Raw genomic sequence first — 15,194 nt, forward strand, 5'->3', positions numbered from 1 at the left:
GCAAGCAAAAAGTAAACTCGGACTGCCTAAGCAGTCCGAGTTCTACAGGAATCAGTCTTCCTCAATCTCCTCACGCCATATGTCAGCGCCGAGATGCGCCAGTTTCTTGACGATATCTGTATAGCCACGGTCGATATGATTGACGTTATGGATGGTCGTTACACCATCTGCCGTCAGACCGGATATCAATAGACAGGCACCTGCCCTGAGATCACTCGCATAGACATGTGTGCCTTTGAGCTGTGAAGGAAAGATGAGCGCCGATCCACTATTCTGCTCAATCTTGGCGTCCATCCGCACAAGCTCATCCACATGCCTGAAACGAGCGGGATAGATTGTTTCGGTGATTTTGCTGACACCGTCCGCCTTGAAAAGGAGGGGTGTCAATGGTTGCTGAAGATCCGTTGCAAAGCCTGGATAGACTTGTGTCTTCACAGAGATTGGACGATAGATTTCAGGTTTTGTAATGGTCGCCCAGTCATCGCCCACCTCTATTTCCACACCCAGCTCCTCAAGTTTCGCAGTAAGTGATTCCATATGGGTCGGGATGATATTGCGTACTGTGAAATTTTCGCCGACTGCAGCGCCGGTGATCATATAGGTGCCCGCTTCAATGCGGTCCGGAATGATGTTATGCCTTGTGCCATGAAGGTTCTTCACGCCATTGACTTTGATCGTATCCGTACCGGCACCACGGATGTCAGCACCCATGTTGTTGAGCAATGAAGCGACATCCACCACTTCAGGTTCCTTGGCTACATTTTCAAGAATGGTCTTGCCTTCTGCACAGCTTGCCGCGATCATCAGATTGATCGTCGCACCTACCGATACGACATCAAAGAAGATTTTGGCACCTTTCAGTTCATCTGCGATCAGATACATTGCACCGTGTTCGTTCGTCACCTTTGCACCCAATGCTTCAAAGCCTTTGATATGCTGATCGATCGGCCGTGGGCCGAGCGGACATCCGCCAGGCAGACCGATGACACATTTCTTGAAGCGTGCCAGCATTGCTCCCATCATATAGTAGGAAGCACGCAATGATTGCACTTTAGTATTCGGCAACGGCATGTTCTCAGCGCCTTCGGCATTGATCTTCAATGTCGTGCCGTCCAGTTCGGTTCCTATATTAAGGTCATTCAGAAGACTCATCAATGTTTTGACGTCTGAAATTTCCGGGAGCCCTTCCAGTATGACTTCGCCTTCAGAGGCCATCAGTGACGCAGGAATGAGGGCGACTGCACTATTTTTGGCACCGCTGATTTCAACTTCGCCGGTCAGTGCCCTGCCGCCTCTGACTTTGATTACTTCTTTACTCATAATTCTTCTCCTTATATGGCAGACCGCCTACTGGTCCTTTATACTGTTCCAGTCTTCCAGGAACTTTTCGATCCCCTTCTCAGTCAGAGGATGCTGTGTGAGCTTCTTCAGAACCTTGTATGGTATCGTCGCGATGTGTGCGCCTGCAGTTGCTGCACCATGCACATGCGCTTCATTTCTGATGGAAGCAGCAATAATTTCCGTATCAATATTGTGAACAGTGAAAATGTGATAGATATCATCAATCAGGTCCATGCCGATAAGTCCGATATCATCGAGTCTTCCGATGAATGGGGATACGTAGGTAGCACCTGAACGCGCTGCTGTAAGCGCCTGTACTGTATTGAATATGAGTGTCACGTTGGTCTTGATGCCTTCTGAAGACAGTACTCTGACAGCTTTCATACCTTCTTCTGTCATTGGAATCTTGACGATGATGTGCTCATGGAGCTTTGCAAGTTCGCGACCTTCCTCAATCATGCCTTCTGCATCCAGGGCGATGACCTCACCACTTACAGGACCCCCGACCAGTTCACATATTTCAACGAGACGATCGTGGAAGGAAATGCCTTTCTCTTTCGCAACAAGGGAAGGATTGGTCGTTACACCAGCCAGTACACCCCACTCATTAATTTCTTTGATTTCATCCATATTCGCTGTATCAATAAAGTATTTCATGGAAACAATGCACCTCCGTTTTAGATTATTATTTCATTATAGGATACTCTTTGCCGACTCGGCAATAAATATTGCACTTTATCAAACTTTATACATTTTCTCCGCATTAATCAAATAAAAGCCATCCCGAATGGGACGGCTCTACTCATCCTAGGCTTTATTGGATGTGCCAAATTCCTTGATTTTACCTTGTACTGTTTCCTTGACTGCTTCTCTTGCAGGTCCGAGATACTTGCGTGGATCATAGAATTCAGAGTCGCTGGCAAGCACTTCTCTTACGCGCTTTGCTGATGCAATCTGGCTTTCAGTATTTACATTGATTTTGGCTGTACCAAGAGAAATCGCTCTCTGGATATCTTTTGTAGGGATGCCTGTGCCGCCATGCAGTACAAGTGGAATGTCGGACTGGTTGCCGATTTCTTCCATTTCCTTGAAACCGAGGTTCGGTTCACCTTTGTAAGGTCCGTGTACAGAACCAAGTGCTGGGGCCAGGCAGTCGATGCCTGTCCGCTCAACCAGTTCACGGCACTCTTCAGGATCTGCATAGATGACGCCATCAGCGACAACATCATCTTCCTGACCGCCGACTACACCAAGTTCCGCTTCAACAGAAACGCCTCTTTCGTGGGCATACTCCACAACTTTTTTTGTTGTTGCGATGTTATCTTCGAAAGGTCCATGGGAAGCATCGATCATGACGGATGTAAATCCGGCCCCGATTGCTTCGATGCATTTCTCGTAGCTTGAACCATGGTCGAGGTGGATTGCCACAGGGACGGTGATGTTCATGTCGGACATCAGACCTTCGATCATTTTGACCACTGTCTTCATGCCGCTCATATATCTTGCAGCGCCTTCCGAAACACCAAGGATGACGGGTGCATTCTCTTCTTGTGATGCCATCAGGATACCTTGGGCGAATTCAAGGTTGTTCACATTGTACTGCCCGACTGCATATCCTTCTTTTCTTGCTTTGTTGAGCATTTCTGTCATTGATACTAAAGGCATTGTTGATTTCCTCCTAAAAGTTCTTTCCTTTACGTGATTATAGCAAAAACATTTAATTCCGAGCAATGTTTTGATACCATTGCAATACCATCAAGCCGAACGGAGAGATTACATGGACAAGATCCTGCAGACACAACTTACAAATATATACAACCATATCAATGCTCAGGAAGAGGAAATCGAAATGGCTGCACGCCTCCTCGCTCAGGCGGTGGGCAGCGAGGGAGAGATCCATGTGAAGACCTTCCATGATTTCAAAGGCATAGAGGCTTTTCTGCTGGACAGCTCCCTGGCCCTGCCCGAGGCAAAACTTTTTGAGTCGCCAGAAGCCCTCGATGCGCCGGATCGTGCGCTTGTCATCGCCGACCAGTTCAATGATGAAGTCCGATCCTTCATCCAATCACTCCAGAATGAAGGAATAGAATTTGTACTGATCTCCAACTACAATAAGCATCAGGCTGAAATAATTGACCAGCTTCACCATTATATCGATTTATCCTCACCGCGTCCGCTTATACCGACACCTAATTTCGACAAAATTGTTAACCCCTATATGTCTGCATTCCTCTATCTCTATGACCATCTGTATGTACTCGTAGACGAGATGACAAATGATGCGTACTAGGGGCATTCCTAATTCATCGAACCATGCCGGTCCGGCATGGTTCGATTTTTATTTTATGCAGGCATTGATCAGACCCTGGAACAATGGATGAGGACGTGTCGGTCTGCTTTGGAATTCCGGGTGGAACTGTACAGCGACAAAGTATGGATGATCACTAAGTTCGATCATTTCCACAAGACGGCCATCAGGTGATGTACCCGAGAATACCATGCCTTTTTCCTCAAGCTGCTTCTTGTACTGGTTGTTGAATTCATAGCGGTGGCGGTGGCGTTCCTCGATGTGTGCCTGGCCGTACAGCTCACGTGCAATCGAACCCTGCTGGATTTCACAAGGGAAGCTGCCGAGTCTCAGTGTACCGCCGAGATCCACAACATCTTTCTGGTCCGGCATCAGGTCGATGACAGGGTGTGGTGTATTCTCATCCAGCTCGCTGGAGTGGGCGCCTTCAAGTCCGGCCACATTACGTGCAAATTCCACAGTCGCAAGCTGCATGCCAAGGCAGATGCCGAGCAGCGGCACTCTGTTCTCACGGGCATACTGAAGTGCGTAGATCTTGCCTTCGACACCGCGTTCACCGAATCCCCCGGGAACGAGGATGCCATCAACTTCTGAAAGTTCCGCTTCGTAGTTTTCACGGGTCAGATGCTCGGAATTGATCCATTTGATATCGATATCCGACTGGCGCTCGTAGCCTGCGTGTCTCAACGACTCTGCAACAGACAAGTAGGCATCCTGCAGTGCAACGTACTTCCCGACAAGACCGATCGTCACCTTTCTTTCAATGCTGTTCAGGTTCTGCAGCAGATGCTTCCAGTCCTTGAGTTCAGCCTCCTTGCCGGCAGACAGTTCAAGACGGTCCAGCACAAGGTTGTCCATGCCCTGTTCCTGAAGACGGATGACAATATTATAGATTGTTTCCTCGTCCCTTGCTTCTATGACGCTTTTCTTATTGATATCACAGAACAGTGCAATCTTATCCTTCAGATCCTCGCCCATCGGGTGCTCGGAGCGCACTACGATCATGTCCGGCTGTATGCCGAGCCCTCTCAGCTCTTTTACACTGTGCTGTGTCGGTTTTGTTTTCATTTCACCTGCAGCTTTGATATATGGCAGAAGTGTGCAATGGATATACATGACATTCTCACGGCCCAGATCACTTCTCAGCTGTCTGATGGATTCGAGGAAAGGCAGCGATTCTATATCGCCGGTCGTACCGCCGATTTCAGTGATGACGATGTCCGCATTGGATTCTTCTCCTGCCTGCATCAGGCGGGATTTGATTTCATTGGTGATGTGCGGTATCACCTGGACAGTGCCTCCCAGATAATCTCCGCGGCGCTCTTTCTTGATCACCTCGGAATAGACTTTACCAGCCGTGACGTTCGAATATTTATGAAGATTGATATCAATGAAGCGTTCATAGTGTCCGAGGTCGAGGTCGGTTTCTGCGCCATCTTCCGTTACGAAAACCTCGCCGTGCTGATATGGGCTCATCGTCCCCGGGTCCACATTCAAGTATGGATCGAATTTCTGAATCGTAATCGAGAAGCCGCGGTCTTTCAGCAGCCTTCCCAGTGACGCGGCTGTAATGCCCTTTCCTAGAGAGGAAACAACCCCGCCAGTCACAAAAATATATTTAGTCATTGCACTTCCTCCTGTGAAAATAAAAATAGCTCCCTTCCACCCTTGGTGAAAAGGAGCCGTTCTTTACATTCCCTGTTTCAGGGAGCCCAATAAAAATAATATCACTTTTCTAATGAATGTCAACTGGAAGTTCAGGCCTTAAAGATCCTTTTCATCCTCGTAGCTGTCTTCAAGATCGTCCGTATCATCATATTCGACGTCATCGGCAATCGTTTCGTCCACGGACTCCTCGATATCGTCTTCACTTTCCACTGCCTCGCCATTGATTGGAGAGTCCAGGTTCTCTACATCCGATTCGACAAGGTCCTTGTCCTGGTCGAAAGCTTCATCAAAACCTTCGTCATCCGTCACTACCGGTTCTTCGTCATCTACGGCAAGCTCAAACTTATGGATCGTCGGCGCAATCTTATCAGAGATGTCATCGACCGAGTACCAGTCGCGAAGTCCCCATACACCATCACCTGTACTTAGAAATCTGCCATCCGTGTTCAGGTCCGTATAGAATTGGAGGATACGATTGTCTATTTCAACATCGGAATATCCTGCAATGTCTTTGAATTTATCGATGATGTCATACAGGTTTGCTTCTTTGCCTTTATCCTGCAGATATATATATGACATATCGATAAAAGAATTTTCGTCCATCATCTCTTTGGTGTATTTGTCGAGTCTCATCTCGTTCATCCTTTCCAGTCTGGAATATCAAGAGATATAATACAGGTAAATGCTGTATGAATCAAGAACTAATTCAATAGTTTATATACTTCATATATTTTCTCTCAGCTTCATCGACCATGACGAAGCCGACTCTTTCAAAAAGCCGTGCCCTATCAGCATCATCCGTAGATACAACAAGCTGTTTCACTTCAGGACGCATGCGCCTCAGAAACGTTCCAAACTGTCTGAGTGCACTGGAGGCCACGCCACGATTGCGTTCCGTCTCCACGATGAAAAGATGGACGATATGGAGCGTGTCCCCTTCCAGTTTCCCTTCAATGTATCCAGCAGACTTAGCCTTGTTAAGAATGATGTCCACCTTCATATCCGGGAGTCGGGTCGAGTCGTCCTGCTCCAGCTTGATATTGTGGACGTACTTCTGATCCAGATCAAGGTAGTACAGACGTTCCTCGCCGATCGGTCCGTTCTCCTTTGTAGCCGAATGGACGAATCCCGCGCGCTCATACAAGTTCCAGGCACCCTGGTTCTCTGCATCGACAACCAGATAAAGATGATCGAAGGCAGCAAAATGCTCCTGTACGAACAGCGGCAGTGACATTGCCACCTTGGTTCCGTACCCTCTTCCCTGCAGCTCCTCATTGATTGACAGGGAGCGGATGTACACCACTTCATGAGGTGTTGCATACCCTTCGTGCTGATAATGCTTATGCAGTACGAAAAAACCGACGATGTCATCTGATTCGTTCAGCACGACGCATGGTGTGCGATCAGGGTCCCGAATGGAATCATCCAGTACATCCGACGGCAGACTGGAATAGATCTGCTGCTGTTCGCTCAGCTTGAAAGCTGAAAGACTCTCTCTGTCTTCTTCTTTAAAAGGACGAATATGTATACTACTCATCATCGTTCCTCCTCACGAAACATTTTTTGATGTAATATCTTCTTTACCCTTTCAAGTATAGAATAGTCATCAGGATATACAACATTTTTCAGTTGTTTAGTTGAAATTTATAGGGGTATTTGAGGTTAGACTATATTTCTAGGGGGAAAAAACTTGGTTAACGACAATTTGAACAAAACATCCAAGAACAAAGGGGACTCCAACCAGAAATCCAAACTCGGACTCGTATTCTGGGTCTCTACCATCATCATACTGGTGGCTGCGGTTTTTGCAGCCGTCATACCAGAAAGTTTTGAAACAGGCTCAGAGGCGTTATATGGGTGGGTTGCCAACTACTTCAGCTGGTTCTTCATGATTGCAGTCTTCGGTTTTGCGGTATTCCTGCTTTTCCTTGCCCTCTCACCATACGGCAGGATCAAGCTGGGAGGCGACCAGTCGAAGCCTGAATTCTCATTCCGCTCCTGGATCGGCATGCTGTTCTCTGCTGGACTGGGCGTTGGACTCGTATTCTTCGGTGTGGCGGAACCGATGAGCCACTATATGGTTTCGCCATTCCTTGGCGGGGAGACGGAATCCGTTGAAGCGGCGCGCATGGCGATGGGATATTCATTTTTCCACTGGGGCATCTCGCAATGGTCCATATTCGGCATAGCGGGTCTGGCCATCGGCTATAACCAGTTCAGGAAACAGAAGGATGGGCTGGTTTCAACTTCGCTCGAGCCTCTGCTTGGTGCCGACTATAATAAGAAAGCACGCAAGACCATTGATATACTGGCTGTCATTGCAACCGTAACCGGAATGGCGACGTCAGTCGGCCTCGGTATCATGCAGATGGACGGTGGGCTTAATATCGCGTATGGTATTCCATCCGGCCCGTTGACCCAGATCATACTTACGGCAATGATGACCGGCCTTTTCATACTGTCCACGACAACCGGACTGAAGCGCGGCATCAAATGGCTCAGTAACCTGAACATGCTGCTGGCTGCCGTCATCACGATTTTCGTCATGGCAGTAGGACCGTTCACTTTCATCATGGAAAGCATCATCGTCGGTCTCGGCGACTACTTGTCGAACTACGTGGGATACTCGCTCAGAATGCAGCCCTATTCCGGAGAAGTATGGGTGCAGGAATGGACCGTCTTCTACTGGGCATGGGTAATTGCATGGAGCCCGTTCATCGGTTCATTCGTCGCCCGTGTTTCGAGAGGGCGGACGATCCGGGAATATGTCCTTGGCATCCTGATCATCCCACCAATGCTGTCCTTCATATGGATCGGTGCACTTGGAGGAACAGCCATCTACTCCGATCTGTTCAACGGCACCAATATTGGTGCACTTGTGCTCGAGGATGATACGGCGGCACTTTTCGCCCTTTATGATCAGTTGCCTATGACACAGATACTCTCTGCGCTATCAATTCTGCTGATCTTTACCTTCCTGGTCACTTCTGCCGATTCTGCAACATTCATTGTAGCAGGGATGACATCCGGCAATACGGAAGCACCGGCTACAAGATTGAAAATCATCTGGGGCGTCCTGATCGGTACGCTGACAGTAACTTTGATCATTGCCGGCGGACTGACGAGCCTGCAGGCGGCCTCGCTGCTTGCTGGACTGCCTTTCGGCGTTGTGCTCATAGCGATGATCTTCTCGGTATCGAAGTCCTTGAGGCGGGAACCGAATGAAGCGATGAAACGACGCGTGCGCAAGGAACGCTGAGGGACTTGAAATTAAGGATTACGAACAGGGAATGTCATTGGTATAATAAAACCAATGACATTCTTTTTATGCGGAGGCAACTTATGAAAATTGGAATTGACGCAGGCGGTACTTTGATAAAGGTAGCATACGTAAATGATGGCTATAGAAAATTCGAAAAATGGCCCTCTACAGAAGTGGACGCACTGATCGAAGTACTCGATTCGCAATATGCACACGATGAGCTTTTCCTCACCGGAGGCAAAGCTGAATATATGGCGGAAAAACTGAACCAGAACCATGGGGTTTCGATAGAATTCGACGCCACCTACAGAGGGCTCAAAACATTGATGCACGAGCAGAGTGTTGATCTCGATCGGTTTGTCTACCTGAATGTAGGCACAGGCACGAGCTTCCATCATGCATCCCCGGAAGGTCAGGAGCGGGTCGGCGGATCGGGTGTCGGCGGCGGTACACTGCTCGGTCTCTCCAAGCTGCTGGTCGACATCGATGACTACACTGAAATCATCCAGCTCGCAGAAACAGGAAACAGGGACGCAATCGACCTCAAGGTACACCACATATATGGCGGTCGGCCTACGCCCATCCCAGGTGACTTGACCGCAAGCAACTTCGGCAATGTGATGTCCGGGGAAGTGGCGGCATTGGAACCGGCCGACAAACTGCAGGCCGTCATCGGTCTCGTGGCTGAAACGGTGACAGCCGTCGGGATCAGCCTGGCTGAAGGATATGACACGACGGACATCGTGTTCATCGGTTCCACGCTTCTCGACAATAAGGTGATGCAGGAGATCATCAACCGCTACGCCGGATTGAAAGGCGCCAGAGCCCATATCATTGCTGATGGGGAATACTCGGGTGCACTCGGCGCCATTCTATAGCTGTCTGTGATAGACCAGCGTGGAGCCCGCCCTCGACTCTATTTCCAAAGGCAGGCCATAGCATGCAGAAAGCATTTCAGGAGTAACAGCTCCAGGCGGCATGGGCCCTGTGATCCGGCCGCCTTTCACCAGAGTGATGGTATCTGCATAGGTCAGTGCGAGGGCTGCATCATGCATGCTTGCAATGACTGTTCTGTGACCCCCTTCACCTTTCACCCATTTCATCATCTCATGCTGGTATTTAAGATCGAGCCCCTGTTCCATTTCATCAATCATGATGACGGGTTTGTTCTCAAGGGAGACCTGTGCACACTGGACTCTCTTGAACTCACCGCCTGACAATGCCTCAATCGACCGCCCAGTCAGCTGTGCGATATTGAAATGCTCGACAGCTGTCGAGTAGGCGTCTGTCGACACATTGCCTGTGGTCATGACGAGATAGTCGGCAACTGTTATTTTGAACCTCGGATTCTCCTGAGGCAGATAGCTGATGATGTTGTGCACCCTGCCCAGTGGCTGATTGTTCCAATATATTTCCCTCAACTCAATATCCAGCTGATCATAGCCGATCACCCCACTCATGAATGAACTTTTGCCCCCTCCATTCGGACCAAGGATGATATTCAGACCTTCGGAAAAAAGTGCATTTTCAACGTCTATTCGAAAGTTTTCATATGCGATTTTAAGCTGTTCAACTTTTAACATGACAAGTACCTCTACTAGTATTTTCTATATGAGTCACTTATAATTATATACACAAATGTAAAATAAGAAGGAGGTTTTTAATGGATGTCTACATAACTCAGCCTATTCTTCTCGTAGCCATCGTCCTCGTTCTCGGGGTGGTAATCACCAGATTCTCCTCAAAGCTTGGTTTCCCTTCACTGGTGCTGTTCATCATCATCGGCATACTGCTCAATCAGGTCATCTACTATGATGACGTGGAGACGACCCAGCTGATCGGTATGATCGCACTCATCATCATACTGTTTGAAGGCGGGCTGCAGACAAACATCACTGCCATAAAGAAGGTCGCCGTTCCGGCCGTCCTGCTTGCTACTATCGGCGTCCTGCTTACCAGCCTGATTCTTGGCGTGTTCGCCTACTTCATACTCGACCTCAATCTGATGACTTCCATGCTGCTTGGTGCCATTGTCGGCTCGACCGATGCAGCCGCTGTTTTTGCCGTATTCGGCAGTAAAAACATCAAAGAGAAACTGTCATCAACCATCGAGGCCGAGTCCGGAACCAACGATCCGATGGCGGTGTTCCTGACCGTCACCATCATTTCCATCATTGAAATGCCGGGAGAAACTAATGTTTTTCTACTCATTCTTTCCTTCTTCTGGCAGATGGGCATTGCCGTACTCGTAGGCATCATCATCGGACGACTTGCCGTCTATGTCATCAACCGCATCGACCTGGAAGCGTCCGGCTTGTACCCCGTACTCTCGCTCGGCTTTGCGATGCTGTCATTCGGTGTTGCAGAAGTAATCGGCGCAAGCGGTCTGCTTGCCGTGTATATCATGGCACTTCTCATGGGGAACCGTCCCCTCACCTACAAGCATTCCATACTGCGTTTCAACGAGGGACTCGCATGGATGATGCAGATCATCATGTTCATCATGCTTGGACTGCTCGCCTTCCCTGATGAACTATTCAACTACACCATCCAGGGTATTTTGATGGCTCTCATCCTTATATTCATTGCCCGCCCAATCGGCGTATTCCTTACGCTCATTGCGAGCAAATATGATTTCAAGGAGAAAGTGTTCATCTCATGGGCCGGACTCCGCGGATCCGTTCCCATCGTACTTGCGACCTACCCGCTTGTCAGTGGCATTGAAAACGGATATCTGATATTCAATGTCGTATTCTTCATCGTCATCTTCTCCGCGCTCCTTCAAGGCAGCACCATCACCCCTGTCGCACGCTGGCTCGGGTTTGATGAAGGGGAAACAGACACCCCCGCGTATTCCGTAGAGCTGCTAGCGCTCGGTCAGACACAGAATGACATCTATGGAATCGAATTACCGGTGCAGTCGGCCCACGAAAATGCAAAAATAAAAGATCTCGATCTGCCGCCGGATATTCTGGTCATCGCCATCATCAGAGATGAGGAGCTGATCACGCCAAATGGTGAAACAGTCATGCATTCAGAGGACTTCATCTATGTCATGATGCCGAGGAAACTGCGCGAACGCACCGAAGCCTATTTCAGCAAGGTAAAGGAAAAGGAAAATAAAGGCGGCAAGTCGAAGCGCACTGAGCCGCATGCTGATGAAGAGAAGACCTAGGAGGTGTCGCAACAATGAAATTTTTCATTACTCTGCTGATGAGTTCATTTTTCATTACGGCCTGTCTGAACTCTGATGACGGTCCGGCAGAAGTTGAATCATCTGAAGCAGAAGACGAGGCGTCGACCGAAGAGACGGTTGCAGAAGAGGAAACAGCAGAACCGGAACCACCTGAAGTCCAACCAATTGATATTACAAGTTCGGCCTTCATTTCAAATTTCTTTTCAGGCAGCTATGAATACAGAACCATATCCGTCCACTCCAGCTACGACTATATGGCCGGGATACTTGGTGAACCCGCGGGATCCGGCAGCGTCGTCGATGGTACCTATTACCATTACGACCATATCGGTTTCAACTTTCCACAGTCAGCCGGTGAATCAGAAGATACCAGCGAGCTCAAAGTGGATGGTATCATCATTTTCCCTGAAGACTTCACCAAGCAGGATGCTGTAGAGCAGTACGGCTGGCCGAGCAGTGATGAAGTTTCTGACTTCAGAATGTTCTATGACAGCGATACGTCGAATGGCCAGTATGTGATGATGAACTACAATCAGGAAGACCGAATTACGGAGATCATCCTCCAGTATAAGGATCTATCCGATACCGACTTCTACGACGAATAAAGAAAGCAGGCCAAATGGCCTGCTTTCTTTATTCATGCTACTTCATTTCACCATTCAGTTCGAGCTTCGTATCAACTGCTGCATTCAATGAATTGATGGCAGAGCAGTATTTCTCAGCTGACAGCTTGACTGCGCGCTGTGCAACTTTTTCGCTGACGTCACCTTTGATTTTTACGATGATTTCTACATGTGTAAATCTTTTAGGTTCCGTTTCAGCACGTTCACCATCGATTTCTATTTCTATCGACTCCACCTTATCCATGCTATGGCGCATGATGACATTGAGATCGATGCCCATGCATCCGGCCACACCGTGAAGCAGCATTTCCATCGGTCTCGGTCCACCATCGTTGCCGCCGACTTTGCTGCCTGCATCCATCGTCACCTGGTATCCGGACGCATCTCCTTTGGAATCGTAGGCCATTCCGCCTGTCCATTGCGCATTGATTTTCATCATTTCATCCTCCCATTCACTTTTCGTCCATTATAATCTATTCCAGTACTCTGTGAATAGTGAGGCACTTATAGGAATGAGGAAATTGCATCTATCAGGCTGTATATGCCGAGGAACGAGACGACCGCTGTGATGACCCATCCGATGATGTTCAGCCATAATGGATTGACATGTTCCTTCATCGTACTTTTCTTATTGATCAGAACCATGATGAGTATCGCAATGATCGGCAGGATCAGTCCGTTCAAGGCTTGCGCGAACAGCAGGACTTCCAGTGGTTCGAACCCGATCGCTGAAGTGATGATACCAAGAATGATGATGGCGGAGAAGACGAGTTTATATTTATTATTATCAAAGCCGCCTTTCCAGCGCATGAAGCTGCTGACGGTTACCGCTGCACCCATCGGCGATGCAATTGCTGAAGAAAGACCAGCCGAGAAGAGACCGATACTGATGAAGAGTGGTGCCAGGTCTCCCATGAGAGGTTCGAGTGGTGCGGCAAGCTGTACAATACTTGTCACTTCAGTTCCTTGGATCAGTGCACCTGCAGTGATCAGAATCGCTGCTGTAATAAGCCCTCCGACGGTGATCGTAATGATGGTATCCATCCGGGATTCCTTCAAGCCATCCGCGCTATCCCACTTTTCACTGACTGTGGATGCATGGATGAAGAAGTTGTAGGGCACAACTGTCGTCCCGATCAGCGCAATGACTGTAAGTATGGAACCGTTGGGTATTCCGGGAATGAACGCCCCTCTTAGAATCGCCCCCAGATCAGAAGCGGACACAAACATCGTAGTGATGAAAGTGACACTCATGATGATGATCAGCACAATCATGACTTTCTCAATGATCTTATAGCTTCCGCTGAGTCCGAGCAGCAGAATGATGACGCCGATGACCGGTGCAACATAATTTTCCGGAATGTTGAAGAGATAGGATACACCGAGTGAAGTTCCAAGCAGATCCCCACTTATGTAAGCCGCACACCCTACACATACTGCAATCATGACCAGCCATACCGCTGCAAATTTCAATATCACATTATCAAAAAGATCTCTTATATTCTCTCCAAGTCCCTCTCCGGTAATTATGCCGATTCTTGCAACCATCTCCTGCAGCACTATCGTTGCAATAATGGCAAACAGTATCGTCCATAACAGTGCAAAGCCGAATCCGGCGCCTGCCCTTGTCGCTGTAGTGACAGTTCCGGGACCGATGAACGATGCCGTGATGATGGCACCAGGTCCGATGACTTTCAATTTTTCAACTACACTGTTTCTACTCAATATTTACACTCCTGTCCAAAAGAAAGGGAGTCATCTCCCTTTCATCCATTTCTATTTTGCATGCCCGCCGTGCACATGACCTGCAAGCACGTAGAGCACTGCTGTCGATACAAAGTGTGCTGAATTCTGATTCGGGTCCTGTTGCGGATAGACTTCAACAAAATCCATGCCGCATAGGCCACGTTTGCCGAATTCATAGATCATCGTGACCAGTTCATGTGAAGTGATGCCGTTGCCATCCACCGGGCCGCCCGGGTTGAATGCAAAGTCCAGCACATCGCTGCAGATGGTCAAGTAGACTACATCTACATCTTTCGCAGCCATATCATATATTTCATTGGCGAAGACTCTCAGGTCCGATGCTTCTTTGATATCATTGATGGTCAAGGTGACAGCGCCGGCTTCTTTCGCATACTTCCCTGTTTCAGGCTTGTTGCGGGGCCCTTTGATTCCAGTGTGGATCAAGCTTTCATTCCTTACACCTTCCGTTTCATACAGGCGCATGAATGGCGTGCTTCTGGCAAACGGATCCCCTTCGTAGTGCGGCATATTGTCATAGTGGGAATCCAGGTGGATGATACCGACCTTCTTCCCTGTATTCGTCAGCCCTTTGACCACAGGATAAGTAATGCCGTGGTCGCCTCCGAATCCCACCAGGAATTTACCGCTTTTCCATAGGTTTTCTGCGAAAGACTCAATCCTGTCCATCGTTCCCGGCACGTCATGCGGGATGACGCTGACATCACCGACATCACCGAGAGTCAGATGATCTTCGACATTGATATGATCGAGTTCAGGAAGATATGTACTGTACCTGGCTGAAGATAGCCTGATCTGTTTCGGACCCAGTTCACACCCTGTGTAATCGCCCCATGTACATGCCCCTTCCCAGGGCACCCCATAGATCAGTACATCCGTATCATAGTCTTTGGCACCCGTAAGATTTTTCGCTCCCAGCATCGGGGGCGTATTGCCATAAATATTTGAAACCATTTCCCTACCTCCAAGTAAGCTCATATTTCTTCCCATTATATCAATATATATGCACGAATGCATTCAGTTATTATAATA

15 protein-coding genes are annotated in these 15,194 nt (G+C 48.5%); 5 read left to right on the forward strand and 10 right to left on the reverse strand.

Annotation, left to right across the window (positions count from 1 at the left end):
- Nucleotides 1–51: 51 nt before the first annotated feature.
- The 3 genes from GQ671_RS07720 to GQ671_RS07730 form a co-directional block, all read right to left on the reverse strand.
- Nucleotides 52–1,320, reverse strand: a complete 1,269-nt coding sequence (locus tag GQ671_RS07720) for a UDP-N-acetylglucosamine 1-carboxyvinyltransferase (RefSeq protein WP_160655198.1) — start codon at nt 1,318–1,320, stop codon at nt 52–54.
- A gap of 27 nt (nt 1,321–1,347) precedes the next feature.
- Nucleotides 1,348–1,998, reverse strand: a complete 651-nt coding sequence (gene fsa / locus GQ671_RS07725) for a fructose-6-phosphate aldolase (RefSeq protein ID WP_160655201.1) — start codon at nt 1,996–1,998, stop codon at nt 1,348–1,350.
- A gap of 150 nt (nt 1,999–2,148) precedes the next feature.
- Entirely contained in the window at nt 2,149–3,006 is an 858-nt protein-coding gene (locus GQ671_RS07730; protein WP_160655204.1) for a class II fructose-bisphosphate aldolase, read from the reverse strand.
- Between the two features lie 112 nt (nt 3,007–3,118).
- Here GQ671_RS07730 and GQ671_RS07735 point away from each other — a divergent pair, with 112 nt between their 5' ends.
- Complete coding sequence (locus tag GQ671_RS07735) at nt 3,119–3,631, forward strand: DUF2529 family protein (protein ID WP_160655207.1); 513 nt, start codon at nt 3,119–3,121, stop codon at nt 3,629–3,631.
- Between the two features lie 48 nt (nt 3,632–3,679).
- Here the strand turns inward: GQ671_RS07735 and GQ671_RS07740 are convergent, their stop codons facing one another.
- From GQ671_RS07740 to GQ671_RS07750, 3 genes are all read right to left on the reverse strand, one after another.
- Nucleotides 3,680–5,275, reverse strand: coding sequence for a CTP synthase (locus tag GQ671_RS07740; RefSeq protein WP_160655210.1), 1,596 nt, complete (start codon nt 5,273–5,275; stop codon nt 3,680–3,682).
- Between the two features lie 138 nt (nt 5,276–5,413).
- Nucleotides 5,414–5,950: a DNA-directed RNA polymerase subunit delta gene (gene rpoE, locus GQ671_RS07745; RefSeq protein WP_160655213.1), complete on the reverse strand. Its 537-nt coding sequence runs from the start codon at nt 5,948–5,950 to the stop codon at nt 5,414–5,416.
- Nucleotides 5,951–6,023: 73 nt separating this feature from the next.
- Nucleotides 6,024–6,854, reverse strand: a complete 831-nt coding sequence (locus tag GQ671_RS07750) for a GNAT family N-acetyltransferase (protein ID WP_160655216.1) — start codon at nt 6,852–6,854, stop codon at nt 6,024–6,026.
- 153 nt (nt 6,855–7,007) lie between these two features.
- Here GQ671_RS07750 and GQ671_RS07755 point away from each other — a divergent pair, with 153 nt between their 5' ends.
- Nucleotides 7,008–8,576 carry a BCCT family transporter gene (locus GQ671_RS07755; RefSeq protein ID WP_160655219.1) on the forward strand — a complete coding sequence of 523 codons (1,569 nt, stop codon included), beginning with the start codon at nt 7,008–7,010 and terminating at the stop codon, nt 8,574–8,576.
- An 83-nt stretch (nt 8,577–8,659) separates the two neighbouring features.
- A complete protein-coding gene (coaW, locus tag GQ671_RS07760; protein WP_160655222.1) occupies nt 8,660–9,457 on the forward strand; it encodes a type II pantothenate kinase in 798 nt (265 codons plus the stop codon).
- On the opposite strand, the gene GQ671_RS07765 is transcribed toward coaW, so the two are convergent.
- Complete coding sequence (locus GQ671_RS07765; protein WP_160655225.1) at nt 9,452–10,162, reverse strand: ATP-binding cassette domain-containing protein; 711 nt, start codon at nt 10,160–10,162, stop codon at nt 9,452–9,454. The genes coaW and GQ671_RS07765 overlap by 6 nt on opposite strands.
- An 80-nt stretch (nt 10,163–10,242) precedes the next feature.
- Here GQ671_RS07765 and GQ671_RS07770 point away from each other — a divergent pair, with 80 nt between their 5' ends.
- Nucleotides 10,243–11,754, forward strand: coding sequence for a potassium/proton antiporter (locus GQ671_RS07770; RefSeq protein WP_160655227.1), 1,512 nt, complete (start codon nt 10,243–10,245; stop codon nt 11,752–11,754).
- Nucleotides 11,755–11,768: 14 nt separating this feature from the next.
- Entirely contained in the window at nt 11,769–12,380 is a 612-nt protein-coding gene (locus GQ671_RS07775; protein ID WP_211364902.1) for a hypothetical protein, read from the forward strand.
- A 37-nt stretch (nt 12,381–12,417) separates the two neighbouring features.
- Here the strand turns inward: GQ671_RS07775 and GQ671_RS07780 are convergent, their stop codons facing one another.
- The 3 genes from GQ671_RS07780 to GQ671_RS07790 all read right to left on the reverse strand — a co-directional run bounded on the left by GQ671_RS07780 (nt 12,418) and on the right by GQ671_RS07790 (nt 15,116).
- Nucleotides 12,418–12,837 carry an OsmC family protein gene (locus GQ671_RS07780; protein WP_246153204.1) on the reverse strand — a complete coding sequence of 140 codons (420 nt, stop codon included), beginning with the start codon at nt 12,835–12,837 and terminating at the stop codon, nt 12,418–12,420.
- Between the two features lie 65 nt (nt 12,838–12,902).
- The gene (locus GQ671_RS07785) at nt 12,903–14,123 is read right to left on the reverse strand and encodes an Nramp family divalent metal transporter (RefSeq protein WP_160655230.1); all 1,221 of its coding nucleotides are present in this window, start codon (nt 14,121–14,123) and stop codon (nt 12,903–12,905) included.
- Between the two features lie 51 nt (nt 14,124–14,174).
- A complete protein-coding gene (locus tag GQ671_RS07790; protein WP_160655233.1) occupies nt 14,175–15,116 on the reverse strand; it encodes an agmatinase family protein in 942 nt (313 codons plus the stop codon).
- Between the last annotated feature and the right edge of the window lie 78 nt (nt 15,117–15,194).

Source organism: Salinicoccus hispanicus (genome assembly GCF_009831115.1).
Lineage (GTDB): Bacteria > Bacillota > Bacilli > Staphylococcales > Salinicoccaceae > Salinicoccus > Salinicoccus hispanicus.

What these genes read in the sequence shown, in the direction of transcription:
- GQ671_RS07730 (WP_160655204.1), bottom strand. Translation starts at nt 3,006, where the DNA reads ATGCCTTTAGTATCAATGACAGAAATGCTCAACAAAGCAAGAAAAGAA.
- coaW (WP_160655222.1), top strand. Translation starts at nt 8,660, where the DNA reads ATGAAAATTGGAATTGACGCAGGCGGTACTTTGATAAAGGTAGCATAC.
- fsa (WP_160655201.1), bottom strand. Translation starts at nt 1,998, where the DNA reads ATGAAATACTTTATTGATACAGCGAATATGGATGAAATCAAAGAAATT.
- GQ671_RS07775 (WP_211364902.1), top strand. Translation starts at nt 11,769, where the DNA reads ATGAAATTTTTCATTACTCTGCTGATGAGTTCATTTTTCATTACGGCC.
- GQ671_RS07790 (WP_160655233.1), bottom strand. Translation starts at nt 15,116, where the DNA reads ATGGTTTCAAATATTTATGGCAATACGCCCCCGATGCTGGGAGCGAAA.
- GQ671_RS07720 (WP_160655198.1), bottom strand. Translation starts at nt 1,320, where the DNA reads ATGAGTAAAGAAGTAATCAAAGTCAGAGGCGGCAGGGCACTGACCGGC.
- rpoE (WP_160655213.1), bottom strand. Translation starts at nt 5,950, where the DNA reads ATGAGACTCGACAAATACACCAAAGAGATGATGGACGAAAATTCTTTT.
- GQ671_RS07735 (WP_160655207.1), top strand. Translation starts at nt 3,119, where the DNA reads ATGGACAAGATCCTGCAGACACAACTTACAAATATATACAACCATATC.
- GQ671_RS07750 (WP_160655216.1), bottom strand. Translation starts at nt 6,854, where the DNA reads ATGAGTAGTATACATATTCGTCCTTTTAAAGAAGAAGACAGAGAGAGT.
- GQ671_RS07770 (WP_160655227.1), top strand. Translation starts at nt 10,243, where the DNA reads ATGGATGTCTACATAACTCAGCCTATTCTTCTCGTAGCCATCGTCCTC.
- GQ671_RS07740 (WP_160655210.1), bottom strand. Translation starts at nt 5,275, where the DNA reads ATGACTAAATATATTTTTGTGACTGGCGGGGTTGTTTCCTCTCTAGGA.
- GQ671_RS07780 (WP_246153204.1), bottom strand. Translation starts at nt 12,837, where the DNA reads ATGATGAAAATCAATGCGCAATGGACAGGCGGAATGGCCTACGATTCC.
- GQ671_RS07765 (WP_160655225.1), bottom strand. Translation starts at nt 10,162, where the DNA reads ATGTTAAAAGTTGAACAGCTTAAAATCGCATATGAAAACTTTCGAATA.